Genomic DNA, 25,306 nt, shown 5'->3' on the forward strand with positions numbered 1-25,306 from the left:
TCAGGCGATGATGCGAATTGGCCACTGGCCGTTCACATCTGCGACGTCCCTCCCCTGGCTGAGTAGGTACTCGGCGAAATCACGCTGGCGCTCGGCGTGCCAATCGGCTTGATCGACCATGAGATCGAGCCCCAGGATGTCGGGGAACCGCACGGCCAGCTCGCGAGCCAACGCTGCCGCTGCCTTGGCATCGGCCTCAGCCTCGTGGGCCGACTCGAGGGAAATCCCGTAGTGCTCGCACACGGCCGCGAGCGTTCGTTTGCCCTTGCGGAAGGTGTCCATGGCGCGATCGATCACGTACGGATCGATGACCAACCCCGGAACGAAGGCGGGCTTGCCGATGCGCAGACCCTCGGCGTGCATGACCGTCAGATCATAGGAGGCGTTGAACGCCACGACAGCGTGATCGCGTGCCCAGGAATTGTGCAGGGCCTCACGGATCTCTTCGTAGCCCTCGGAGTAGTTCTGGCCGTGTTGCGCCGCGAACTCGGTGCTGATGCCGTGAATGGCCGAGGCGCCGGCGGGGATGTCGACGCCGGGATCGAGTAGCCACGTGCGTGTTTCGACACTCGAACCGTCGATCACCGCGACGCAGGCACTGACGATACGAGCGGTCGACGGATCTCGTCCCGTGGTTTCGAGGTCGAACGCGCAGATCGGGCGATCGGACCAGCTACTCATCGGGGGCCTTTCGGTGCGGTGCATCATGTCCGAATCACTATGCACCTCCCTACCGACACAAACGACAAACAGTCACCTCCGCCCGGTGAGGGCGGAGGTGACTGTTTGTCGACGCTGTGGAAACCTACAGAATTTCGGTTCCGACGGTGAAGCGCTCCATGACGTCTTCACGCGGAGTCACACCGAATCCCGGTCCCTGCGGCACGGCGATGTGGCCGTCCTCGATGACAAACGGTTCGGTGATGTCTTCCTTGTAGAAGCGATCGGACGCCGAGATGTCGCCGGGCAGTGTGAAGCCGTCCAGCGCGGCGAGAGCGGCGTTGGCAGCGCGGCCGATTCCGGTCTCGAGCATTCCGCCGCACCACACCGCAATACCGTGCGCCGACGCGAGATCGTGGATTCGCTTGGCTTCCAGGTATCCACCGACACGGCTCGGCTTGATGTTGATGACCGAAGCAGCACCGAGCGTGATGGCGTCGGCTGCATCCTTGGCCGACTCGACTGACTCGTCGAGGCAGATCGGAGTCGAGAGGGACTGGGCAAGCTTGGCGTGCTGCACCAAATCGTCCTCGGCCAAAGGCTGTTCGATGAGGAGCAGTGCGAATTCGTCCAGGCGACGCAGCAGCTGCGCATCGACGAGGGTGTATGCGGCATTCGCGTCGACCTGCAACGGGACGTCATAGCCGAACTCCTTGCGCACTGCTGCGACAGGTTCGATGTCCCAGCCCGGCTTGATCTTCAGCTTGATGCGCACGTAACCCTGCGACAGGTAATTGCCGACGGTCTCGAGCAACTGCGGAATGCTGTCCTGGATACCGACGGATACACCGGACGGAACCCGCGTGCGAGTGGCACCGAGGTACCGAGCGAACGACTGTCCGCGAGCACGCAATTCAGCATCGAGAATTGCCATTTCGATGGCCGACTTGGACATCTGATGACCCACGATGTGATGAAGCACGCTGCCGACGGTCTCGGCCGAGAGCGGCTGATCCGACTGCGACTTACGCAGCGTCGGAACGAGATACTCGCGCAGCATCGCTCGCGCGCCGGCGGTGTACTCCGAGTTGTAGTACGGATCGCTCAGCGAGCCGCACTCGCCCCATCCGACAGTCTCCACCGGGCCGTTGGGGCCCTCGGTGGTGCCACTCACCTTCAGGACGAGGGTGTTGCGCTCGAGTTGGGTGCTGAATGACGTGGTGAAAGGGGAGACGAGAGGAATGCGCAGTTCGCGCAATTCGACGGACTCAATGTGCATGGACTTGCTCTTCTCCGGTTGTCTCGCAGATTTTCGTGAACATGTAATAGCCACTGGGGTCGAAGCCGGTCGATTGCCATTCCTTCGAGGCGATCAATGGTTCGAGGTACTCGCGAAGCGCGTGTCGCCAGGCAAAGGCGGAGGCGCGGTCGACCGTTCTCAGATGCTCTATGTCTCGGGGTATTCCGACTGCGATGTCGATGCAGTCGGGTGGGATCGGGAGCATCCGAGGTGTACCGTCCTCGGTGGGTTGGAGCACCTTGAATGTATCATTCACGGCCACAGTCGAACTCGGAGCTCCATCGGCGTCGAGGTCCCAACTGACCAGCATTCGATCGCTGGCGTCGCCGGCATTGATACCGTCTGCCATTGATCCGTAGAAATCCGGATTGTATTCGGCCGGTTCGGCACCGAGACGCTGGATGTTGAAGTAGGCATTTCGTGCGACGAGTGGATCGAAAGTCCAACGGATCGTTTGTACGCCGCGCTCGATGCACCAGTCCCGCTGATGATGCTTCAGAGCGCGGCCGATTCCCTTGCCTGCATGCCCTGGTAGAACTCCGGCGATGTGCGAGTGCAGAACCTCGCCGAGAGGCTCGACGAAGAATCCGACACAACCGCCGATCATTTCGCCTTCGGAGAAGGCTCCCACCACGTAATGGCCACCGTGATGGAGTGCAACCAACATCGCCGTGCCGAAATGAGCCGGTCCGGGACTGGTTGCCCAGATCTCGTCGAAAACGGCAGACAGATCGGCTATTTCGCGGGTGTCGACCAGTTCTCGAAACTCAACCGCTTTGCTTTTCGACACGAGGGCCCCCTTCAGACGTGATCGAACGAATAAGGCCCGCAACCAACGCCGTTCTCGGAGCGATAGCGGACACGAGCGCGTGCTCGGTCTCGGCGTGTGCACCGCCGCCGACGCCACCGAGGCCGTCGAGGGTGGGGATGCCGATGCCGGCAGTGAAGTTTCCGTCCGAGGCTCCACCGACGGCGAGGCCGACGGGAGGAGTCAGATCATGCTCGAGCGCAACACGTTCCGCCAAGGCAAGCAACGGTGCGGACATCGCTGCTTCGAGGGGAGGCCGGTTGACGCCACCCGAGACCGTTACTACTGCTTCGGGGTGGATTGCCTGCAGGGCTCGGATATTCGAATCGACCCGCTCCTGCTCGGCTGCGCTGGTTGCGCGCACGTCCACGTCGACAAATGCTTCTGCCGGAACCGTGTTGGTGGTGGTTCCGGCCGAAATGACGGTCGGCGTGACGGTGGTTGCCTGCGCGGGAGAGGACAAGTCGTTGATCGCGATCACGAGACGAGCCAGCTCGACTGCCGAGTTGATGCCCTTTTCCGGTTCCAACCCGGCATGTGCAGCGCGGCCGGCAACATGGATCCGATACAGAGACACTCCCTTGCGGACGGTCTTGAGTTCACCGCCGTCGCCGCCGGCCTCGAGGACGAGCACCGCGCCCGCAGCAAGTTCCTCGATGAGGGACCGCGACGTGGGCGAACCGATTTCCTCGTCACCGGTCACAAGGAGTGTGATCCCGTCGAGTGCATCGTCACCGTGCAACTCTCGAACGATGGCGAGGGCGTGAATCGCCTGAACAACACCAAGTTTCATATCGAGGCCGCCAGGACCTCGAAGTGCTCCGTCGGTGACGGCTGCGGGCAGGCGCGTCAGGGTGCCGATCGGCCACACGGTGTCGTGGTGACCGAGCAGCATCAGCCGCGTCGGTGAGCTGCCGAAACGGGTCACCAGATGGGTTCGGCCTTCCCTCACTATCGACTCCGGTGTAACGCCGAGTCGTTCGTGGACAAGGTCTGACGTCCATTTCGCGCTGCGAGCAACAGCTTCGAGATCGTGAGACGGCGACTCGACTTCGATGAGCGCGATGGCGTCCTCGAGGATCTGAGGAAGTTGGCGCTCGGCCAGATCGCGGAGAACGGTCATCGGTTGTTCACTCGCGGATATGCGCGGCTTCCGACGTGTAACAATTGTGTACTCCCGTTGTCGGAGAAAGTGATCCGGATCCAACTCGATGTTTGAGGGAGTCGGGTCCCGAACACTCCAGGGTGAACTTCGATCAGGTTGAGAGAGACGGACTCTGCCGTTTCGGCGTTGAGCGAAGGATCGATGTGATCGGTGCGGCGGGCGGTCAGAGAACTGCCGGTCCGTTCCAAGACGAAATCGGCGGCAGCATCGCGGTACAGACCGCACAGCGCATCGAGTTCCTCGGGTGAGGACGTGATGCGGGTGTGGGGGTCACCAGGCGAGAATGCCGGTGTCACGGCGACGCCGCCGATCGAAGCGATCACCTCAGCCAGAAGATCGCCCGAGAGACCGTCCATCGCTCCGCCGTTGGCCATCAGGACTACTGCTATGCCGCAGGACGGGACCACCCGCAAGAACGACTGCTGGCCGAGAGTTCCGCCGTTGTGGCCGTGCGCCAGTACCCCGCCCCAATTGTGCAGCAGCCACGTAGTTCCCATGATGTCTGCAGACGACACGTCACCGATCTGGCGGCGTTCCTCGAGCATCGCCAGATGAGTGGAACGCTGAAGCAGCACCGGATCCTCGCGCATCGAATCCTGCGCGAACAGGAGTAGGTCTTCGGCTGTGCTGTTGATGAGACCAGCGGGGCCCATCGAACGAGGGATGAGGAATTGTGGTGTCTGCTCGAGATTGTCGGCGCCGCCGACGTGCCCGACTGCGGCGCGGTGCAGTGCCGTTTCCTCGGGCAGAGTCGTGGTCTTGGTCAGGCCGAGCGGCTCGATGATCCGCTCGCGCAGAACCGCGTCCCAACTCTTACCTCGGAGAACCTCGATGATTCGTCCGGCGATGACGAAGCCGGTGTTGCAGTAGGACCAATCGGTACCGGGAGCGAAGAGTTGCACCGTCGAGGTCAGGGCTGCGACGTATCGCTCGACGCAGTCGTCGCCGCGTCCGCCGTCGATGAAGACGTCACCGTCGATGCCACTGGTATGAGTCAACAGGTGGCGTGTCGTGACCGTTTCGGTGGCTACCGTGTCGGCAACCGCGAAGTCCGGCAGGATGTTCCGGACAGGTGCATCGAGGTCGAGCAGTCCTTCTTCGACGAGTTGCATGATCAGTGTGGCCGTCCAGACCTTGCTGATCGAACCCATCTGGAACAACGTGTCAGGTGTGGCCGCGACACCGGTGCGGGTGCTGACGACACCGGAAGTGACCACGGTGCGGTCGAATCCGCTGCGACCTGTGGTCAAAATTCCCAGCGAGGCACCGGGTACCCCGTACTTCGCGCTCAGGGTGTCGAGTCGGTACTGCCAGTAGTCGGGGTCGACCGTGATGAGTGCCGGCGTGGGGGAGAGGTGACGTTCGAGCCACTCGACCAGCCTGGTGCTGTAATCCAGTCGGTGGGACGGGCGGCCCGTCAACACGAAGGCATGCGACGCGTCCGGGTAGACCACCAGTTCGGTCGGGGTGCCGGCCAAACGCAGTCCACCGAACCACTGTTCGGCTTGGTTGACCGGGCACCGGACATCGCTGCCGCCGTGCAGTATCAGCGTCGGTGTTGTCACCTTCGTGACTCGCCCCAACGGCGAAAGTTCCTGTACCCGAGATGACTGCGGGTCGAATTCGACCGTCTGCAGCAAGATGCCCTCGTCCGACGGGCCCGCCGTGTTCGCGATGTCGCAGACGAGGCCACCGGCGACTGCGACGGCAAACCGATCGGTGACCGACGTCAGGGCGCAGGTCATGAATCCGCCGTAACTGTAGCCCGTGAGCACCAGTTGTTTCGGATCAGCAATCCCTTCGGCGACAAGCGTTTCGACTGGTTCGAGCAGGTCAGCGCGATCCGCCTCGCCCCAGCCGTCCCGCACGCCGTCGAAGAAGTCGTTTCCGTAGCCGTCACTTCCGCGCGGATTGATCATCAAGACCGTGTATCCCAGCGCGACCAGTTCCGCGTGGTACGCGTGCATCACGGTGGGCGTTCCGGTCCAGGCATTGTGTGGTCCGCCGTGGACGTCCAGAACCAACGGACCGGCACCCGTGACGTTCGGGTCGCGCAGGATCCAACCCTGAACACGGGCGCCGTCGCTGATGTCGAACCAACGCTCGGTGGCGACTGGGAACGCGACGGAAGTTGTCAGTTCCGTGTTCAATTCGGTGACGGTTTCGACGGCGCGAGTCTCGAGATCGATGACGGCGACCTCACCGAAGGACGTCGCCGTTGCCAGCGCGACGACGGCCTTCCCGGACGTCAAGGCAAGGCCGGAGACCACGCTCTGTTCTCTGGTGAGAAGTGGTGAGGCGGAGCCTGATCCGAAATCGACCTTGTGAAGTTCTGTGGAGCCGTGGTTGCGGATGCAGAAAACGATGTCGCCGTCGGCGGTGAAACACGGTGCGCCACCGGGATAACCGGTCCCGCCAGGCATGACGTTTCGGTCGAGTTCGGACGTCAGACTGCGGTCTTCCACTCGCTGGTCGCGGTGCAGGACAAGAAGTTCGTTGGTGTGAATGATCGGCGTGTGCCAACCGACTGCTACGACGGCGTCGCCGGCAGGTGTCCACGCAAGTGGTCCGGCGATGCCGCGTGCGTGCCCCAGCATCCGCGGAGCCGAGGCGAGATCAGTCAGCGATACGGTCCACGCGGAACTCGCCCGTGTCAGATCGGCATTGCCGTCCATCGCCGCGGTGAAAGCAAGTTCGGTGCCGTCGGGACTGTACGCGGGATGCGAAGCGTCCCAATCGCCGTCCGTCAGTTGCCGAAGCGAGCCGGCGGCCAGATCGAACTCGAACAGGTGCGCACGAACGCTGCCCCGGACGCCGGATCCGTCGACCTTGTAGTTGAGGCGTTTCGCCACCAAGAGGCGTGACGATCCGGCGGCAGTGCGGTCGACCGGGGCACTGAAGGCGATTCGAGCACCGTCGGGAGAGAACACCGGTGCCCCAGCGCCGAGCGGGAGTTGTTCCGTGGTGGTCATCTGAACGGCGGGTCCCCCGGTGGCATCGACCTTCCACAGTTGCTGTGTGCCCGAGGAATCCGGCCGCACGAAGACCAACAGCGTGGAAACGGGATGCCATGCCGGCGAGGTATCGGCAGGTCCCGCGGTGAGCTGTAGTTGCGGGGAAGCCAACCAGATCGAGTGCTCGTTGGTATCCGCGGCCGGATTCGCTTCGGTACGTACGTATGCAATGCGTCCCGACGCCGATACGGCGATGCTGGTCGGTGTAACCACGGCCGCGTAATCCTGGATCCTCGCCGAACGACGTTCTTCGGCACGGGCTACGGCTGCGGGGGAGTCGAGAGTGGTCGGCGTTGTCATTGGAACATCGGCTCCCCGAAGGTCGGGATCGCGGACAACAGCTTGGCCGTGTACGGCTCCTTGGGCGAATCGATCACGTCGAGAACCGGCCCGTGTTCGACGATCTCGCCGCCGAGCATGACTGCGACGTGGTCACAGACATAGCGGATCACCGCCAGGTTGTGACTGACGAACAGAACCGTCAGACCCAGCTGCTTCTGCAGATCCACCAACAGATTCAGAACCGCGCCCTGCACGGACACGTCCAGAGCGGAGGTGATTTCGTCGGCAAGCAGGACTGCCGGTGCGGCTGCCAATGCCCGCGCGAGGGCAACGCGTTGGCGCTGACCACCCGACAACGACGACGGGTATTCGTGCGCCTTCTCCACCGGCAGTTGGACGGTGGTGAGGAGTCGAGCCACCTCGGCAGCGCGGTCACCGCGGCTGCGGCGAGCTTTGTCACGACGCTCGGTGGATCGCAGCGCCTCGGCCAATGACTGGCCGATGGTCATTCTCGGATCGAGGCACGAGTACGGATCCTGGAAGACCATCTGGATCCGGTGGCGCAGACGAGCCGTCGCGCCGCGGGCGTGAGCGACGTCCACACCGTCGAGAAGGATCTGGCCGGAACTGGGCTCGGCCAGGCCGACAGTTGCTCGCGCCAGTGTCGACTTTCCGGAACCCGATTCACCGACGAGACCGACCACCGATCCGGAGGGGATGTCGAGATTGATGTTCTTGACAGCGTGGAATTTTTTCGAACCGCTTCCGAGGTGGACGTTGACGTCACGGAATTCGAGCCTGCTCATCGGATCTCCTCTGCAACAGCCAACAGTTCTTCCAACTCGATGTCGGCGGTGCTCTCCTCGGCGTCGAGGCTCTCCACCTGCCAGGCTTCGTCGACGGTGGCAAGCGGCTTGTCGCGATCGGTGCTCATGGTGGGGACTGCGGCGATCAGCGCGCGGGTGTACGGATGCTTTGCACGACCGGCAGTCAGATCGTCGACTGCGATGTCTTCGACGATTTCGCCGGCAAACATGACCAGGACACGGGTGCACATGCCGGTGATGACGGCCATGTCGTGCGAAATGAGAAGGATTGCGGCGCCGGTTTCTTCGCGAACCTCGTGGAGCAGTCCGAGGACCTCACGCTGAACGGTCACGTCGAGCGCAGTGGTGGGTTCGTCCGCGATGATCAGAGCGGGCTTGCCCATCAGACCCATGGCGATCATCGCGCGCTGACGCATACCGCCGGAGAACTCGTGGGGGTACTGCTTCGCGCGCCTGGTCGCGTCGGGGATCTTGACGGCGTTCAGTCGCTCGACTGCCGCCTTCTTCGCGTCGGCCTTGCTCATACCTTCGTGGAGCCAACCGATCTCGGCGACCTGGTATCCGACCTTGAGTGACGGATTCATGGACGACATCGGATCCTGGAACACCATCGCCATGCGCGTGCCGAGTTGGCGGGCAACCTTGCGCGAAGCCGCGTCGTCCGGCCGCTTCCCGTCCTTCATCAGCACGGTGCCGTCGAACTCGATGAGCCCGGCGTCGACCACGGTGGGGTGGTCGGTCAGCTGCGCGATTGCCATGCAACTCAGTGACTTTCCGGAGCCGGATTCACCGACGATGCCCACGGTTTCGCCGCGATGAACTGTAAAACTGATGTTGTCGACGGGGCGACGCCAGTGGTCACCCGCGGGGACCGCGACGGACATGTTGCGAACGGTCAGAACCGCGTCTTCGTCGCTGGGCGTCGAATCCGTCTGAGCTGTGCGTGCATTGATCGGCTTCCACTTCGGCAGACGACTGCTGATCGGGCTGCGAACTCCCGCACCGCGCGCAATGGCCTCGCCGAGCAACGTGAAGGTCAAACCGGCGAGCACGACGGCGATGCCGGGAGCAAGTGCGGTGGCCGGGTTGACGAAGATCTTCGACAGGCCTTCGTTGAGCATCCGGCCCCAGTCGAACGCGGGCGGCTGAATGCCCAAGCCGAGGAACGAGAGTCCGGCGAAGACCACAAGGCCGCTGCCGACAGCGATGCTGGCGTTGACGATGAGTGGTTCACGGATGTTGGGGAGAATGTGGCGGAACAACAACCCGGGCTTGGTGACCCCGAGGATGCGAGCTGCGTCGATGAAGTCGCGTCCGTTGACCGAGGAAGCCAGCGCGTACGTCAACCTCGCGAACGGCGAGGCCAGGGCGAGACCGATGGCGATCACCGCGCTGCCAGCACCCTGTCCGAGAACGACCAACAGGAAGATGGCCAGAAGGAGACCGGGGAACGCGATGGCGAAGTTGAGGAATGCCACGACCATTCGTCCGACCCACCGGGGAGCGAGCGTCGGGAGCGTACCGAGGATCAGGCCGAGTGTGACACCGAGCGCGACTGCTCCGAGCGCCATGAGCACCGACAGTCGCGCGGCGGTCATCGTGCGCGCGAAGACGTCACGCCCGCCCGCGTCGGTGCCGAAGATGTGCTCGGAACTCGGTCCCTGAGACAGTGCCTTCGGGTTGGCCGCGACGGCGGCGTCACCCCAGATCATCGGTCCGAAGATGACGAGGGCGATCAGAGCGGTCAGGAAGGTGAGGGCGAGGATTCCCAGTGGGGTGCGAAACGTTCCGACGATCCAGTGTCGTCGCGGAGGCGTCTTGGGGGCCGCAGTGGGGGCCGTAGGTGAGGTGCTCAACTCAGTTCTCCCGAATTGTGGATCGTGGGTCGATGAGAGCGAGCACCACGTCGACGATGAAATTGATGAGAAGGACGATGGCGCCGTAGACCACGACCAGCGTCTGGGCGAGCGGGTAGTCCTTCTCGGTGATGGACTTGACCAGCGCCATGCCCATGCCGGGCCAGGCGAAGATGCTCTCGATGAGCACGGTGCCGGCAATCAGACCACCCAGGAGGAGTCCGGCAAGCGTCAGTGTCGACGTCATGAGGTTGGGCATTGCATGACGGAAGTAGATTCGCGCCACCGTCATTCGCTTGGCGCGTGCGGTGCGGATGTAATCCATGTCCAACACGCCGAGCGCCTCTGCACGGACGATGCGCGACATCGAGGCGATGGCACCGATCGACATGGCCGCGACCGGAAGGATGTAGCTTTCCGGTCCACCGCGGCCGGCGACGGGCAGAACAGGGAACGTGACGGCAAAGAGGTAGACCAGCGCCGTACCGAACATGAACTCGGGGATCACGGCGATGGTGCCCGACGTTGCGGTGTAACCGATCTCGACTCCGCGTCGTCGACCGTTGCGGGTCAGTGCAGCGAAGATGAGGCCGATCGGAATGCCCACCAGCAGCACCGTGACGACTGTGAGTACAGCCAGTTCGAGTGTTGCCGGTAGGCGGGACGCGATCACCTCGAAGACCGGAGTCCTCAAGGTGATCGAGTCACCGGGATTCCCGCTCAGCAACCCGCCGACGAATCGGAAGTACTGCTGCCACAGGGGAAGGTCGTAACCGAGCTGAGACCTCGTTGTCTCCACCAGTTCGACCGGTGCGTTCATTCCCAGTGCCAACCGAACCGGGTCTCCCGGAATCAGTTGGAGCATCAGGAACGCCGCAGTCACCAGCGCCCAGAGTGAAATCACGAAGGTGCCGAAACGACGCAGCAGATATGCGGGCCAGCTGTCGGACTCGAGCCACTTTGCTCGAGCCTGAGGCGCCGCTTCTGGTTTCGCGGCTTCAATAGTTTGACTCATGGGCTGTCTTTCCGGAGGGCGGGATGCTGGGGCGGGAAGAGATTCAGTGCGGGATGCTGCCTACTGGTACAGACGCAACGCAGAACCGGTGTACGACTTACCGAATGCGAGCCCAGCTTTGTTGAAGTACACGTTCATGACTGAGTCGGCGAAGGGCACAGCGGAGAACGACTTGGTGATCTCCGACTCGGCGTCGGCCCAGGCATCACAAGCAGCGTCGCCGGTCAGGCCGGAAGCCTTCGTCGCTGCTGCTTCGTATGCGGGGTTGCTGACCGACGCGAAGTTCTTGCCTGCTGCGGGAATCGGCCCGGCGAAGTACGCGGCGAAGGTGCTGGGGAGCGGAGTGTTGATCTGGACCCACGCGATGTCCCAGGCAGAGTTGTCCTTGCCGCTCAGAATGACGTCGATGATCTTGTTCGAGTCACCACCGGTCACCTCGACGTTTGCACCGAGTTCGGACCACGCCGACTGAGCAAGTTCGGCTGCTGCGTTGCGCGGATCGTCGGTGCCGTCGTAGACCAGGCGAAGGTTCAGCGACTTTCCGTCCTTGCTTCGCTTGCCATCTGCGCCGGCAGTCCAACCCGCCGCGTCCAGGGTTGCCTTTGCTGCAGTCAGATCGAAGTCAGGAACATTGCCCTCGACCGAATCGTAGACACAGGCGCGCGGTTCGACGCCTACGAGACTGGTTGCCCGGACACCGCGCCCCGCAGTGATGACCTGAGTCAGGTCGTCGAGATTGACCGCCTGGATCAGTGCCTTGCGCACTGCGGGATCACTGGTGGGATTGCTGGCGATCTGATTGAAGTACATCTGACCGGCGGGATTCGGCCTCAGGACAGAGTCCAGGTTTGCGGCGTCGACGCGGTCCTTGTCCGGGCCACCGATCGGTGCAGCATTGAGCTCACCTGAGAGCAGCTGGTTGGCGGCGGTGCTGACATTGGGTGCCATGGCGGCGACAACCGTCTTGGGGACACCGGGGGTGTCGGAGGTGGTGCCGTCAGGGCCCCAGTTGTAGCCCTCACGACGCTGGAACGTGTAGTGGTCGTTGGGGACAACTTCGGTGAGTTCGAACATGCCGGTACCGAGCGACTTCTTGTTCGACGCGGCCGGGTCCGCGAGTCCGGCGTCACACATGATCGCTAGGCGGGCACCGACGTTGAGAAGCAGGAACGGGCTTGGCGCCACAGTGGTCACCGTGACGGTGCGGGTCGCGGGATCGGCAGTTGCAGTAGCACCGGTCGGCACGGTCTGGCCGCGCAACTGTGAACCGTTGTCCGGATTGGCCACGAAGTTGATGTTGTCGGCAACGGTCTGCGGGGTCAGCGTCGACCCGTCGGTACAGGTCACGCCTTCACGAATGGTGAAGGACGCGGAGGTGGGGGTTTCTTCCCACTTCTCTGCCAACCACGGTTTGATTTCACTGGTCTCGGGATCCTGGTAGATCAGGTAGTCGTACGCCAACTTCGACATTTCGCCAGTTGCCGAGGACGCCGCCATGATCGGATTGAGTGCGCCCGGATCTGCCTGCATCGCAAAACGGAAGGTCCCGTCCGTGGCCGGTTCACCGCCACTGGCGCCCGAGGACGTCCCTCCCGAGCCACAAGCGGACAACACGAGAGCGAGCCCCGCGGCTGCTGCGAGTGTTGGATAGGAGCGGTGTTTCATGGTGCCTCCGGGATGGAGCTGGTGCCCGAGCGAAGTTCGAGAGGGCGCGGTTGAGTGTTGACTGCTAAATCTTGGCGTATGACGTGACGCGCATCTCTGTCGATCCTCACGAAAATCGGGTCGATTTTCGTCCGCTCCCACGAAAATCGGCATGATCAGTGAATACCTGTCCGTATCCCGACAGCGACCGGCGAAACAGAACGATTTCCCCGGTCGCTGCCGTCGTCTACTGGTACAGGCGCAGGGCCGAACCGGTGAAATTACGGCCGAATGCCAGACCCGCATTGTTGAAGTAGAGAGTCGTGATCTTGTCGGCAAAAGGTACCGCTGAGTTTGCTTTGATGATCTCCGATTCGGCGTCTGCCCAAGCGGCACAAGCATCCTCGCCGGTCAGTCCGGAAGCCTTGGCGACGGCTGCGTCGTAGGCAGGGTTGGAGATCGACGAGAAATTGAGTCCCGCAGCCGGCACCGGACCGGAGAGGAAGGGCACGAGCATGCTGGGCAGCGCGACGTTGATCGGCTCCCACGCAACGTCCCACGCGGTGTTGTCCTTGCCGCTGAGTGCTACATCGAGGATCTTGTTCGAGTCTCCGCTGGTGAGTTCGACAGTTGCGCCGAGATTGTTCCACGCGTTGAGTGCGACGTCGGCGGCAGCATCGGTCGAGTCACCGAATGTTTCGTAGACCATCCGAAGTCGGAGCGGTGTGCCGTCCTTGCTGCGCTTACCGTCGGCACCGATTTTCCAGCCCGCAGATTCGAGAGTTGCTGCGGCTGCGCTGGTATCGAAGGCCGGCAGGTTTCCGGCGACAGAGTCGTAGATGCAGGCCCGCGGTTCGATGGACACCATCGTGGTAGACCGGGTTCCGCGGCCGGCGGTGAAGATCTCGGCGAGGTCGTCGAGATTGAGCGCCTGGACAAGGGCCTTGCGCACAGCCGGATCGCTGGTCGGATTACCCGGGCTGTGATTGAAGAACATCTCGCCCGCCGGAGCCGGCTGCTTGACCGTGTTCAGGTTCGCGGCATTCAACCGGTCCTGATCGGCGCCGGAGACGGCGGCGGCATTCAGATCACCGGACAACAGCTGATTCGCCGACGTACTCGTATTGGCCACGATGGACGCGACGACATTCTTGGGCACTCCGGCAGTGTCGGAGGTGGTGTCGTCAGGTCCCCAGTTGTATCCGTCGCGCCGGACGTACGAGTAGTGATCGTTTGCCACGGCCTCCGTCATTTGGAACATGCCCGATCCGATGGTCGTCTTGTTTGCCGCCGTCGGATCCTTCAACCCCGCCTCGCACATGATCGGAATCCGCGCCAGATTGAGGAGCAAGAACGGAGAGGGCTCCGGAGTTGTAACCGTCACTGTCCGTGTTGCCAGGTCGGCGGTGGCGCTCGCCGTTGCCGGTGCGTACACCCCGCGGAGAGCGGATTTGTTTGCGGCGTTGGTGATGAAGTTGACGTTGTCTGCGACAGTCTGTGCCGTCAGGGCGGATCCGTCCGTACAGGTGACGCCATCGCGAATGGTGAACGACGCGGAAGTAGTTGTCTCTTCCCATTTTTCGGCCAACCACGGCTTGGTGACGCCGGTATCGGGATCTGGGTTGAGCAGATAGTCGTAGCTCAGACGTGCCAGTGAGTGTGCCGGTGAAGCGGCAGTCATCAGCGGATTCAGAGCGCCGGGGTCGGCCACGAGTGCAAATTTGAAGGTGCCGTCGGTGAGGGGCTCACTACCGCCCGAACCCGACGATCCGCCCGACGAGCACGCGGTCAGAGCTAGAACGGTGCCGGTTGCTGCAGCCAGTAGTGCGTAGGACCGTTGTTTCATGGTGCCTCCGGAAGATGAAGTCCCGACCCGAGCGACGCGTGATCTCTCGAGTGGGGAGCAAAAGACGATTGCATGAATCTTCACCCAACGAAAGAAGGAGAGCATCGTCCGAATCTACGAAGGTTCCGTGAGATTTGGTAGATCGCTACGACGTCGCCGGATAGAAGAGACGAATCTGAAGCATCAGGCTGAATCGGGTCTCGGGGTCGTCGAGATCGATGCCGGCGATTCCGGCGAGCTTCTTGAGGCGGTACCGGAACGTGTTGACGTGGATGTGAACCAAGGAGGCAGCCGCCGGAATGTCGCCGAACGTGTCGAGCCAGGCGCGGAGAGTGTCGACGAGGTTGATGTCGTGCGTGCGGTCGTATTCACCTAGCACGGCGAGTGGACCCGACGCGGTCTCGTTCTCGTCCGCCAGGGCGTCGGAGAGGCGCAGAAGCAGGGAATTGATCTGCACGTCGTCGGCACGCGCGACGGTCCGGCCCGAGGAATTCCACGTCGATCTCAGAACGCGAAGCGCTCGGTCGGCTTCGTCGCGTGACTTCTCCAGCGTCATCACGTCGGCCACCGTTGCGCCGATTCCGATGACCACCGACTTCTCCGAACGGGAACGGTCTGCGAACTCCGACGCGATCCGGCGCACGTAGTCGTCGTCGGTCTGATGCCGGGTGTGTGGGATGACGGCGTAGACGGTGCCACCGATCGCTGCCGCCACCGAGAGTGGAAATACCTGGTGGAGATAGGTATTGAGTGTCAGGGCCAGTTGATCGACGTCGGCTTCCGCCTCCAACGATGCGCCGGCGCCGCCACGGAAGCCGGCCGCCAGCACGGTTGCCTTCGAACGACCGTAGCCAAGTCGCTCGGCCGCTTCCTTGGCCGAAGTACCGCCACTGAGTAGTGTGATCACCTCACCCAGCCTCAGCCGTCGTGCCGAATCCGCGGCCAGTTTGGCGCGAAGCAAACTCATGGCGGCCGCGCCCGCCGCCTCGACGAGCGTTTTGACCTGCAATTCGTTCGGCTCCTCGTCCAGGATCACCCAGATCGAACCGAGGATTTGAGATGCCGCATGTATTCGCATGCCGACTCGGGGCCTGATGCCCGGCCCGATTCCCGGTAGAAAGACCGGAAGGGCCGAGCCGTAGATCTTGTTGAAGTACCCCATGGACCTGAGTCGGTCGGAATAGTGCTGCGGCACTTGATGTCCGAGGACACTCTGTTTGCGTGCCTCGTCGCCGAAAGCTTGATCCGCCGAGAACGCGAGGATCCGGCTCGACTGGTTCTCGATGGTGACGGGGCCGTTCATCACCTGAGCGATCGAGTTGGCGAGATCGAACAGGTCGGCATCGGCGGCCGTCGTGCGGTCCCCGTTGTTGCCGGATTCGAGGATCTCGTTGATCAACAACGCACTTTGGAGCCAGCTCGCATCCTTGACCATTCCGAGGAGCGCGACGTCGGTGTCGGCTACCGCCTGCTCGACGAGTCCGTCGAAGTCCAGAGGTTCCTTGACGATCAGTGCTACCGCGCCTGCCGAGCCGTATTCTCTTACCGCCGTTGCGATATCGGCCGAGCCGGCGAGACCTGCACCGAGCACGACTGCGCCCGCACTGTCCTGCGTAGCTTCGGACCCTTCATGCAGGGTCACGCGGCTGACAGTGCGGGCGCCGTCGACGGTGTCGCCACCGCTGAGGAACGTCATTCCCAGTCTGTCGACGATGTCGACGATCGATACTCCCGTGGGTGTGGTCACCACCACACCTTAGGGGGAGCATGGTCGATCAGTTGGCTGGTTGCCCTGCTCAGTTGGTCGGCTGCTCCGCTACAGCCTTCTCGACGAACCGGCGGGTCTGATCGAATGCCGCGGGTACCTGAACGGAATTCGTCATGTCACTGATCTCGGCCCACCGCTCGGCAACGACCTCGGGCGAGAGTGCGCTTTCGGGGATGTACACGCCCTGCGACTCTTCCATGCGAGCGATCGCGAAGACGCCGGCGCCGGCGCTGAGGATGGTCTTGGTTGGCGCATCGTCGGAGACCATGAACAGTGCGCCGGGTGAAATCGATTCGGGTGCAAGCAGAGCGAGAGTCTTCTCGTCGAGGAGGTCTTCGGTCATACGGGTCGCGGCGGTCGGAGCCAGCGAGTTGACCCGGATGCCCTTGCGTTCACCCTCGATGGACAGAACGTTCATCAGGCCGACGACGCCGGACTTGGCGGCGCCGTAGTTCGCCTGGCCGAAGTTGCCGTAAATTCCCGATGCAGACGTAGTCATGAGGATGCGTCCGTAGTTCTGTTCGACCATGTGCGGCCAGACCGCCTTGGAACAGATGACGGAACCCATCAGATGCACGTCGATGACTTTGCGGAAGTCGTCGAGCTCGGCCTTGATGAACGACTTGTCGCGCAGGATTCCGGCGTTGTTGATGAGGATGTCCACGCGGCCCCACTTGTCCACGGCCGTCGCAACCATGGCCGCAACGGCGTCGGCATCGGTGATGTCGCAGTGGTCCGCGATGGCCTCGCCGCCCAGCTCGACGATTTCTGCCACGACCTTGGCTGCTGCGGTATCGGCGCCGCCACTGCCGTTGACCGAGCCACCCATGTCATTGACGACGACGCGGGCACCGCGTGCCGCGAGGGCCAATGCGTGTGAACGGCCGAGTCCGCCGCCTGCGCCCGTGATGATCGCTACCTTGCCGGAAAAATCCAACGACATTGGAAAACCTCTCTGATCTGGGATACTACTCAGTATTACTATGCGACAACGTGGAAACAGTCAAGGGCTGGCAGGCAGTGTGAATGGGAGTGGAAGTCGAATGAGTAGTGATTTTCCGGACGTGCGATCCGCGATCATCACCAGCGCCGCCGACGCCTTCGCCGAAGACGGTTACGCGGCCACGACTGTAGATTTACTGGCCGATCGGATCGGTGCCACCAAAGGTCTTGTCTACTATCACTTTCGCTCGAAGTTCGACATTTACCTGGCAATCTACGAGCGCGGGATGAGCATGCTCCGCGCCGAGGTCGAGGCTCGGATGGACGTCGCAGACAGCGGCCTCGCGCGTCTCGAAGCGATGTCGCACGCCCACCTGGTCAATCTCATGACACATCTCGGGTATCACCACACGATCCACCAGGGGGTCCGGGGCCAGATGAACTCGGCGCTCAAACCGAGGCAACAGCAAGTCCTGGTGGAACTGAATTCTCTGCGGCTCGACTACGAGAATCTGTTCGTCGACGTGATGACCGAAGGTGTCGCGGATGGTTCCATTCGTGCGGGTTCACCTCGAATGGCGGCAAAAGTACTCCTCAGCAGTCTCAACGGCATCGACCTCTGGTACCGAAGGCGTGAAGGGCAGACGTTGGCGGAGACGGAGTCGTTGGCGGACCAGATCGTCGAACTCTTGGTCGGCGGATTGCGCGCCGCGAGCTGACTGAAAGCTGCATTCACCGTGCGGGTTTCCTTCGGCCGTTTCGGGCGGTCCTGCGGCTTGGCGTTCGGTTTGTCGTGCGGTTTGTCGAGCCCTGGCAGTCGGGGTAGCATGTTGGCGTCGTGCGCGGACTTGCGCAGGAATTCAGGGAAGAGGAGGTGTGGCTGTAATGCGTGGCCAACCTCCGAGTACCAACTGAAGCTGTAGCCGCCCGGTTTGATCCGGTATTTTGCTGCAGCTTCATCGTGTGTTCATCGGCTTCAGCTTTGCTGTGAAGCAAGCGTCGTCGTTCACTCTTCCCTTGAAAGCTGTTCAGCATGCGCGAATTTCGTCGTTCACGGTCGGTACTGCCACGTCGTTCTGCGGGTCTCGGTGACTCGCATCCCGGACACTCACGTGCCGCGCGCACCGTCGTCAAGGCCGCCCCGCCCGAGGCAGTAGCGCCCGTCGAATCGACCGTCGTCAACAGTGGCGTGTACCGCGACGGCGAGCGGATTGCGTCACCGTCCACGCTGGCGGAAGCGCTGTCCTGCCTTCCGGATTCGCAGTCGATGGCGTGGATCGGAATGTACCGGCCCGACGACGCTCAGTTGTATGCCGCTGCACAGCATTTCGACCTCCACGAACTGGCGGTCGAGGATGCGATCGTCGCGCACCAGCGCCCCAAGCTCGAGCGCTACGGCAAGACGCTGTTCGTGGTCCTGCGGGCAGCGCGGTACCGCGACGAGACCGAGCGGGTCGAATTCGGCGAGCTGCACATCTTCTGTGGTCCGAACTTCATTCTGACCGTCCGTCACAGTGAATCGCCGGATCTGTCGGCGGTGCGGACTCGCATGGAGAACGACCCCGACCTCTTGCGATTGGGCACCGAGGCTGTTCTCTACGCCATTCTCGACGCGGTCGTCGACGGGTACGCGCCGGTTGTTGCCGGCCTGCAGAACGACATCGACGAGATCGAAACCGAAGTGTTCAGTGGCGATCCCGGAGTATCGCGTCGCATCTACGAATTGACCCGTGAGGTGATCGAATTCCAGCGGGCGACTCGTCCGCTGCTGGGGATGCTGCGTGGGTTGTCGGCAGGATTCGACAAGTACCACACGGACGAAGAACTCCAGCGTTACCTCCGCGACGTCACTGACCATGCGACGACTGTGGTGGAGCGGGCCGACGGCTTTCGTCAGTTGCTCGGAAACATCCTCACGGTGAACGCAACTCTGGTGTCGCAGAACCAGAACGAGGAGATGCGCAATCTGACGCAGGCAAGCTACGCGCAGAACGAGGAGATCAAGAAGGTCTCGGCGTGGGCGGCAATTCTCTTCGCGCCGACGCTCATCGGAACCGTGTACGGGATGAACTTCGACGACATGCCGGAACTGCACTGGCACTTGGGCTATCCGTTTGCGCTCTCGATGATGTTCCTGACGTGTGGAAGTCTCTACACGATCTTCAAGCGTCGGGGCTGGCTGTAGAAAGCACTCGTTGTAGAAAGCGCTGTGCGCCTTGTCAACCGAATTCGGTTGGCAAGGCGCACAGGTGTTTTCGGGAAGGCGCTCGAATCAGAGCGTGGCGACGCAGACCGTGAACTTACGTTCCGGGTGCTCGAATCCCGAGTCTGCCCCCGAACCGCATTCGTCGATCGACGTGGAGTTCTGCAGAATTTCGACGACCTCGACGACATTGGTGCCGCTGGTATCCGAGCATTCGATGCGGGCAGGCTCGTCCATTCCGCTGCCGAGATCCATGCATCCGCCCACTACCCAGTCGACGTCGAGACAGACAGCGCCCTGCTCGTCACCCGCGAGAGTCTCGTAGTAGTACGAGTCGACATCGGAGGCACACAGATCAGAGGTGGGAACCTTGGCGACCACCTTGTAGTTGGAATCCTTGCTACCGCAGTCCGCGTTGTCAATTTCCGCGGCCGTCGTGGTACCGCCGAGCTTGACGCAATCACCGATCGACACGTCGATGTCGACGTCGCCGCCGTCGTCCGAGCCCTCCTGGCCGGTGATCTTCGAGGTGGTCGGGGCCGCTGAGGTAGTTGTCGAATCGGCAACCGAGGACGAAGATTCCGCAATGGCTTTCGGCTCGATGTCGGAACCGCAACCGACGGTGAAGGCGGCGATTGCAGAAGTTGCGATCACCGCAGTGCAAAGTCGCCGGACGATTCCGGACATAGGGACCCCTTTGTTGATTCTTGGATAATTCTGATGGTTCGTAGATTGTTCGGGACCTATTCCAATACATCGGTAGTCGAATTGCCAACCGGACTGTCAGTATGGGTAGGTGGACCTACCCCTGATGCCGCCGCTTGCCCCGATGCTCGCGAAGGCCGCGGCCACCGTGCCGTCTCAGCCCGAGTCCGGTGATCCGACGTGGTCGTACGAGCCGAAATGGGACGGATTTCGAGCAATCATCTTTCGCGACGGTGACGAAGTGGTGCTCGGGTCGCGGGGAGGAAAAGACTTGGCGCGGTATTTTCCCGAAGCAGTTGAAGCTGTCAAAGCTGAATTGCCCGAGAAATGCGTCGTGGACGGCGAACTGGTGGTTCCCCGTGAAATCGACGGTGTGACGCGCCTGAGTTGGGAAGCATTGTCTGAACGTATTCATCCCGCAGCGAGCCGCGTTGCATTGTTGTCGGAACAAACGCCCGCCCAGTTTGTCGGGTTCGATCTACTTGCGCTCGGGGATCGAGACGTCTCGATCGAGGATTTCGGTGTGCGGCGTGCGCTGCTCCTCGATTCCGTCGGCGGCGGACCGAGTTGCCACGTGACTGCCGCGACGGCAGACAGCGCCGAAGCAATGGGTTGGTTTGACACCTTCGAAGGCGCGGGCCTCGACGGGGTTGTCGCCAAGAAGCTGGCGGGGCCGTACCTGCCGAACAAGCGCGAGATGATCAAGGTGAAACACGCCAGGACCGCGGATGTCGTATTGCTGGGCTACCGTCCCCACAAGAGTCAGCCGGGTATCGGGTCGATGCTTCTGGGTCTGTTCGACGGTTCGGAATTGAAGATGGTCGGTGGCGCTTCGGCTTTTACCGCTGCGCGGCGAATCGAGTTGCTGGCCGAGCTCGAGCCTCTGCGGCTCGGGGACGACGTTGTGGCCGAAGGCGAGGCCAGTCGGTGGCGATCTGCCGCAGACCGCTCGTGGATTCCGCTTCGTCCGGAGCGGGTGCTGGAAGTGGCATACGACCAGATGGAAGGGGAACGCTTCCGGCATGCTGCACGATTCCTGCGCTGGCGTCCGGACAGGGTGCCCGACGAATGCACATTCGATCAGTTGGAGGTTCCGGTGCGATACGACTTCGCGGATGTACTTGCAGGTGGTAAATGATGGCGAGTCCGGCAGAGGAATTGGACGTCGACGGGATCGCGGTCCGGTTGTCGAGCCCGGACAAGATCTACTATCCGCAGCTGGGTGAGGACGGCGGAACCAAGCGACATCTTGTCGAGTACTACCGCACGGTGGCGCTGCAGGGCGCAGCGCTGCGAGCGCTCCAAGATCGCCCCACGCATCTTCAGCGGTTCCCCGACGGCATCGAGGGCGAAGAGGTCTACCAGAAGCGTCTGCCGGCAAAGCGGCCAGAGCACGTCGAATCCTGCGAGGTCACGTTCCCGTCGGGTCGCAAGGCTGATGTCCTTCGAGTGCGCAGTGCCGCGAACATCGTGTGGGCTGCAAATCTCGGGACCGTCACGTTTCATCCGTGGGCCGTGCGGTGCCCGGACACCGATCACCCGGACGAACTCCGCATCGATCTCGATCCGCAACCGGGGACCGGATTCGACGAGGCCGTTGCCATCGCGGATGAAGTTCTTCGCCCACTGCTCGACGAGCTGGGATTGGAGGGATTCCCCAAGACGTCCGGTGGCCGAGGCCTTCACGTCTACATCCCGCTCGAAGCGCGCTGGGATTTCGTCGAGGTCCGTCACGCGGGTATCGCCCTCGCTCGTGAGGTCGAGCGTCGCAGTGCCGATCGAGCCACCACGGCGTGGTGGAAGGAAGAGCGCGGGGAGCGAATCTTCATCGACTTCAATCAGAATGCCCGCGACCGGACCATCGCGGCGGCGTACTCCGCCCGTAAGACACCGATCGCGACAGTGTCGACCCCGGTGACGTGGAACGAACTGCGCGACGTGCATCCCGACGACTGCACCATCGCCACGGTTCCCGGCCTGCTCGCAGATCGCGGAGATCCGATGGAAGCGATGCACGACAAGGCCTTTGCCCTCGACGTTCTGCTGGAGATGTGGGAGAAGGATCTTGCGGCAGGGTTGGGCGATCTGCCGTACCCGCCGAACTATCCCAAAATGCCCGGTGAACCCAAACGTGTTCAACCGAGCAAGGACCGCGATCGGAAGAACAAAGACGGGTAGCGTCAGAGGCGGACATATCGGGTAATTCGATTAGACGTCGAATGTACGGTCACGTCGAATGCACGTCACGTCGAATGCACTGTGGGGGTTGGATATGGATCGCCGGAAAACGCGAGCAGTAGGTATGGCGGCGGGTGGCATGATTCTTGCCGCCTTCGGATTGTCATTCGGTAGCGGAACGGCCTCAGCTGCGACGTTGGATTGTTCGGCGCGCGGCCAAGATCAGACGATCGTCGAGGGGGCGTCTGCGTGCCGAGCGGTGGCAGATCCCTCCAGCTACGCGATTTCACACGTGGAGGGCGACGGCGTCGGCGTCGCGGATTCGCGAGACGGTGGCCGGTCGGCGGGCGTGGGACTCTTCGGCGGAGTCGCGGCGGCGGAGTCGCGCGGTGGTCTACTTGCCGCCGTTGCGTACGGTCCGGGCTCGCTGGCACTCGGCCGCACCGACTCCTCGCCTTTTGCCGTGGTGCTCAGCGGGCCCGGCGGCAGAGCGGCGGTGGGTGACGCGGACGTCGGGGCGATCTGCTCGGGCGGCCCCACCCTTGTTTTCAACATCGCCACAGGTCAGGGATGTATCAGTGACGGCACTTCGACGTGGGTCACCCCGTGAGGGCACCCCGGCCCTGAGCCTCGTGCGTGACAGTGGTCACAATGGTGTCAAGCTCCTGTCACCGATCGGGTGACCGGGCAACTTGATCAGTGGGGATCGGAGGACGCGATGACTCCCAATGCACGACGGGGTTCGCTCGCCCGGGTGGAGGTGCCTTCGCGCACCGAGCTGTACGTGGACCGGCGATTCCTTCCTTTGGCAGACCGCTTCTTTGCGATGTACCGCCAACCGCAACAAGGCGGCGGCGCGCTCGTCGTGTACCTGGGCGGCGAGAAGGTGCTCGATATCTGGGCAGGCAATGCCGATCGCGATCGGCGCTGGGACCACGACACGGTGTCGCTGTCGTTCTCGACCGGCAAAGGCGTCGCCAGCACTGTTGTCCATCGGCTCGCCGAACGTGGACTCATCGACTACGACGCTCCGGTTGCTCAGTACTGGCCAGAGTTCGCGGCGGCAGGCAAGGACAAGATCACCGTCCGCGAACTGATGTCGCATCGGGCGGGCCTTCATCGAGTGCGCGGCCTCATGCCGCATCCTCTCGACCTGATGGACTACGACGCGGTCGTGGCTGCCTTGGCCGCCGAGAAGCCTGATCCGCGTCGGCTCCGAGGCCCTGGCTATCACGCTGTGACCTATGGCTGGTTGGTGGCCGAACTTGTCGCCAGGGTGTCCGGTCAGTCGTTCATCGACGTAGTGCAGGCCGAAATTGCGAAGCCTCTCGGAGTCGACGAATTCTGGTATCGCGTACCCGAAACCGAGCGTCCACGTATCGCGAAGCTGTTCCCACATATCAATCCTGCGGGCCTGAACTGGGCCTTCGCTTCGACCGTGCTCTCACACGTCGGTCCGACTCGCGGACTTGCGGAGGCCGCGATGCCGGACGGTTTCGACGTCATGGTGCGCAACCCCGCTGTCCACGACGCCGTGATGCCGGGCTGGAACGGAGTGTTCAGCGCACGTGCTCTCGCGAAGATGTACGGCGCCATCGCGAACGGTGGCGTGATCGACGGGAAGCGGTTCCTGAAGGAATCGACCATCGACCAGATGTCGACGATTCAGACTCGCGATCGTGACTACGTCCTTGCGGTGCGGCCCAACTGGACTCTCGGTTACCACCCGCCGATCATCGCCGCGCGTCGGCAGCCGCGTAATGCGATCGGCCACTACGGAGTCGGCGGTTCGGGCGCGTACGCGGACCTGTCCAGCGGACTCTCACTCGGTTTCACCACCAACAGGTTGGGTAGTGCTGTGACAGCTCTCGGTGATCTTCGCCTTGCGAGGCTCGGTGCCGAGGCGCAGGAGTTGGTTCGTCGAATCTGACACGAAGGGAATGCCATGAGCAGCAACGTGTACCGGGTGACCGAGATCGTCGGCTCGTCCACCGAGAGCAGTGACGCGGCAATTCGCACCGCCATCGCCCGGGCGAACGAGACGGTCCGCAACCTCGAATGGTTCGAAGTGGTGGAAACCCGCGGGCACATCGAGAACGGCGCCGTAGCGCACTTCCAGGTCACGTTGAAGGTCGGCTTCCGACTCGACGGCGACGAATCTTGAGCCGTCCTTGATGAGTGTCGATCTCACGGCGGCCGTCGGGTTCATGGCAGGACACGCCAGGACGCTCGATCGGCATCGACTGAATCTGATTCTCGGACAGGGTGACCGGACCGCGGCATTGGCGGCTGTGGACAGCTATCGCAACCCGGACGGTGGGTACGGCTGGGGACTCGAACCTGATCTCCGCTCGGCAACCAGCCAACCTGGCGGAGCGCTGCACGCCTTCGAAGCTTTTGCCGACATCGGAACGCCGACGCGCAGAGCCGTCGAACTGTGCGATTGGTTGCAGGCGAATTCGCTGGCCGGCGGCGGTTTGCCGTTCGCCTTCCCGATCGCCGACCCGGCCGGTTGTGCGCCCTTCTGGGTGAGCGCGGATCCGACTGCGCCGTCGTTGCAGATCACCAGCATCGTGTGTGCTGCAGCGGCCAGCGTCGCCGAATTCGACGAGGCTGTCGCCGAACATCCGTGGTTCGTCTCTGCCGTTCGATATTGCCTCGACTCGATCGACGGGGCGGAGTCTCTGCATGCCCTCGAGTTGGCCTTTGCGTTGCAGTTTCTCGACGCGGTTCACCGGAGCAACCCCGAAGCGTCGTCATTGGTGACCGCTCTTGGTTCGCGGATACCAGCTGACGGCTTGGTTCGCGTGGACGGCGGAGCGGAGGGCGAATTCATGCGGCCACTCGATTTCTCACCGCTTCCAGGTGGTCCGACCCGCACGTTGTTCGATGCATCGGTGATCGAGTCCGAACTGTCCGCGCTCGCTGCGCGACAACGTGATGACGGCGGATGGGCGGTGGATTTCGACAGCTACTCGCCCGCCGCTGCACTGGAATGGCGAGGTCACGCCACCGTGCAGGCGGTGTGGCTGCTGAAGCGCAATGGCGTTATCTGAAAACGATTCTCGCGCCAAATTGGAACACGTTATAGTC

General features: G+C 62.5%; 21 protein-coding genes. 8 read left to right on the forward strand and 13 right to left on the reverse strand.

Features of this window, described 5'->3' with window-relative positions:
- From ACFWAD_RS08080 to ACFWAD_RS08135, 12 genes are all read right to left on the reverse strand, one after another.
- Nucleotides 1-681, reverse strand: coding sequence for a 3'-5' exonuclease (locus ACFWAD_RS08080; RefSeq protein WP_317551954.1), 681 nt, complete (start codon nt 679-681; stop codon nt 1-3).
- A gap of 124 nt (nt 682-805) precedes the next feature.
- On the reverse strand, nt 806-1,939 hold the full coding sequence (gene menC / locus ACFWAD_RS08085; RefSeq protein ID WP_378446709.1) for an o-succinylbenzoate synthase: 1,134 nt from the start codon (nt 1,937-1,939) through the stop codon (nt 806-808).
- Nucleotides 1,929-2,750: a GNAT family N-acetyltransferase gene (locus tag ACFWAD_RS08090; RefSeq protein WP_378542669.1), complete on the reverse strand. Its 822-nt coding sequence runs from the start codon at nt 2,748-2,750 to the stop codon at nt 1,929-1,931. The genes menC and ACFWAD_RS08090 overlap by 11 nt, the downstream gene beginning before the upstream one ends.
- The gene (locus tag ACFWAD_RS08095; protein WP_378446708.1) at nt 2,728-3,891 is read right to left on the reverse strand and encodes a M20/M25/M40 family metallo-hydrolase; all 1,164 of its coding nucleotides are present in this window, start codon (nt 3,889-3,891) and stop codon (nt 2,728-2,730) included. Before ACFWAD_RS08095 ends, ACFWAD_RS08090 begins: the two co-directional genes overlap by 23 nt.
- Nucleotides 3,888-7,247 carry a serine hydrolase gene (locus ACFWAD_RS08100; RefSeq protein ID WP_378542671.1) on the reverse strand — a complete coding sequence of 1,120 codons (3,360 nt, stop codon included), beginning with the start codon at nt 7,245-7,247 and terminating at the stop codon, nt 3,888-3,890. Before ACFWAD_RS08100 ends, ACFWAD_RS08095 begins: the two co-directional genes overlap by 4 nt.
- Complete coding sequence (locus ACFWAD_RS08105; RefSeq protein WP_003940215.1) at nt 7,244-8,035, reverse strand: ABC transporter ATP-binding protein; 792 nt, start codon at nt 8,033-8,035, stop codon at nt 7,244-7,246. The genes ACFWAD_RS08100 and ACFWAD_RS08105 overlap by 4 nt, the downstream gene beginning before the upstream one ends.
- Entirely contained in the window at nt 8,032-9,912 is a 1,881-nt protein-coding gene (locus ACFWAD_RS08110) for a dipeptide/oligopeptide/nickel ABC transporter permease/ATP-binding protein (RefSeq protein ID WP_378542673.1), read from the reverse strand. Before ACFWAD_RS08110 ends, ACFWAD_RS08105 begins: the two co-directional genes overlap by 4 nt.
- 1 nt (nt 9,913) lies before the next feature.
- Complete coding sequence (locus tag ACFWAD_RS08115) at nt 9,914-10,927, reverse strand: ABC transporter permease (protein WP_378542675.1); 1,014 nt, start codon at nt 10,925-10,927, stop codon at nt 9,914-9,916.
- Nucleotides 10,928-10,987: 60 nt separating this feature from the next.
- Nucleotides 10,988-12,592 (reverse strand): ABC transporter substrate-binding protein, encoded by a 1,605-nt coding sequence (locus ACFWAD_RS08120; protein WP_378542677.1) that lies wholly within the window; start codon nt 12,590-12,592, stop codon nt 10,988-10,990.
- A gap of 226 nt (nt 12,593-12,818) precedes the next feature.
- Nucleotides 12,819-14,417 (reverse strand): ABC transporter substrate-binding protein, encoded by a 1,599-nt coding sequence (locus ACFWAD_RS08125; RefSeq protein WP_378531726.1) that lies wholly within the window; start codon nt 14,415-14,417, stop codon nt 12,819-12,821.
- A gap of 145 nt (nt 14,418-14,562) precedes the next feature.
- The gene (locus ACFWAD_RS08130) at nt 14,563-16,164 is read right to left on the reverse strand and encodes a PucR family transcriptional regulator (protein ID WP_378542679.1); all 1,602 of its coding nucleotides are present in this window, start codon (nt 16,162-16,164) and stop codon (nt 14,563-14,565) included.
- Nucleotides 16,165-16,213: 49 nt separating this feature from the next.
- Entirely contained in the window at nt 16,214-17,128 is a 915-nt protein-coding gene (locus ACFWAD_RS08135; RefSeq protein WP_378531730.1) for an SDR family NAD(P)-dependent oxidoreductase, read from the reverse strand.
- Between the two features lie 100 nt (nt 17,129-17,228).
- Here ACFWAD_RS08135 and ACFWAD_RS08140 point away from each other — a divergent pair, with 100 nt between their 5' ends.
- Together ACFWAD_RS08140 and ACFWAD_RS08145 are read left to right on the forward strand one after the other, a co-directional pair.
- The gene (locus ACFWAD_RS08140) at nt 17,229-17,846 is read left to right on the forward strand and encodes a TetR/AcrR family transcriptional regulator (RefSeq protein ID WP_378531732.1); all 618 of its coding nucleotides are present in this window, start codon (nt 17,229-17,231) and stop codon (nt 17,844-17,846) included.
- 314 nt (nt 17,847-18,160) lie between these two features.
- A complete protein-coding gene (locus ACFWAD_RS08145; RefSeq protein WP_007731382.1) occupies nt 18,161-19,312 on the forward strand; it encodes a magnesium and cobalt transport protein CorA in 1,152 nt (383 codons plus the stop codon).
- Between the two features lie 87 nt (nt 19,313-19,399).
- Here the strand turns inward: ACFWAD_RS08145 and ACFWAD_RS08150 are convergent, their stop codons facing one another.
- Entirely contained in the window at nt 19,400-20,017 is a 618-nt protein-coding gene (locus tag ACFWAD_RS08150) for a hypothetical protein (RefSeq protein ID WP_007731384.1), read from the reverse strand.
- A 109-nt stretch (nt 20,018-20,126) separates the two neighbouring features.
- Between ACFWAD_RS08150 and ACFWAD_RS08155 the strand changes: the two genes are divergently transcribed.
- The 6 genes from ACFWAD_RS08155 (at nt 20,127) to ACFWAD_RS08180 (ending at nt 25,269) form a co-directional block, all read left to right on the forward strand.
- Nucleotides 20,127-21,173 carry an ATP-dependent DNA ligase gene (locus tag ACFWAD_RS08155; RefSeq protein WP_378542681.1) on the forward strand — a complete coding sequence of 349 codons (1,047 nt, stop codon included), beginning with the start codon at nt 20,127-20,129 and terminating at the stop codon, nt 21,171-21,173.
- On the forward strand, nt 21,173-22,213 hold the full coding sequence (gene ligD, locus ACFWAD_RS08160; protein ID WP_378446698.1) for a non-homologous end-joining DNA ligase: 1,041 nt from the start codon (nt 21,173-21,175) through the stop codon (nt 22,211-22,213). Before ACFWAD_RS08155 ends, ligD begins: the two co-directional genes overlap by 1 nt.
- Nucleotides 22,214-22,271: 58 nt before the next feature.
- Nucleotides 22,272-22,823, forward strand: a complete 552-nt coding sequence (locus ACFWAD_RS08165; RefSeq protein ID WP_378542683.1) for a DUF6764 family protein — start codon at nt 22,272-22,274, stop codon at nt 22,821-22,823.
- Between the two features lie 108 nt (nt 22,824-22,931).
- Nucleotides 22,932-24,143, forward strand: coding sequence for a serine hydrolase domain-containing protein (locus ACFWAD_RS08170; RefSeq protein WP_378446696.1), 1,212 nt, complete (start codon nt 22,932-22,934; stop codon nt 24,141-24,143).
- A 15-nt stretch (nt 24,144-24,158) separates the two neighbouring features.
- Nucleotides 24,159-24,377 (forward strand): dodecin, encoded by a 219-nt coding sequence (locus ACFWAD_RS08175; protein ID WP_003939815.1) that lies wholly within the window; start codon nt 24,159-24,161, stop codon nt 24,375-24,377.
- 10 nt (nt 24,378-24,387) lie between these two features.
- Nucleotides 24,388-25,269 carry a hypothetical protein gene (locus tag ACFWAD_RS08180; RefSeq protein ID WP_378531741.1) on the forward strand — a complete coding sequence of 294 codons (882 nt, stop codon included), beginning with the start codon at nt 24,388-24,390 and terminating at the stop codon, nt 25,267-25,269.
- The last annotated feature ends 37 nt before the right edge of the window (nt 25,270-25,306 follow it).

It is taken from the genome of Rhodococcus sp. NPDC059969 (genome assembly GCF_042738325.1).
In the GTDB taxonomy this organism is placed as follows: domain Bacteria; phylum Actinomycetota; class Actinomycetes; order Mycobacteriales; family Mycobacteriaceae; genus Rhodococcus_F.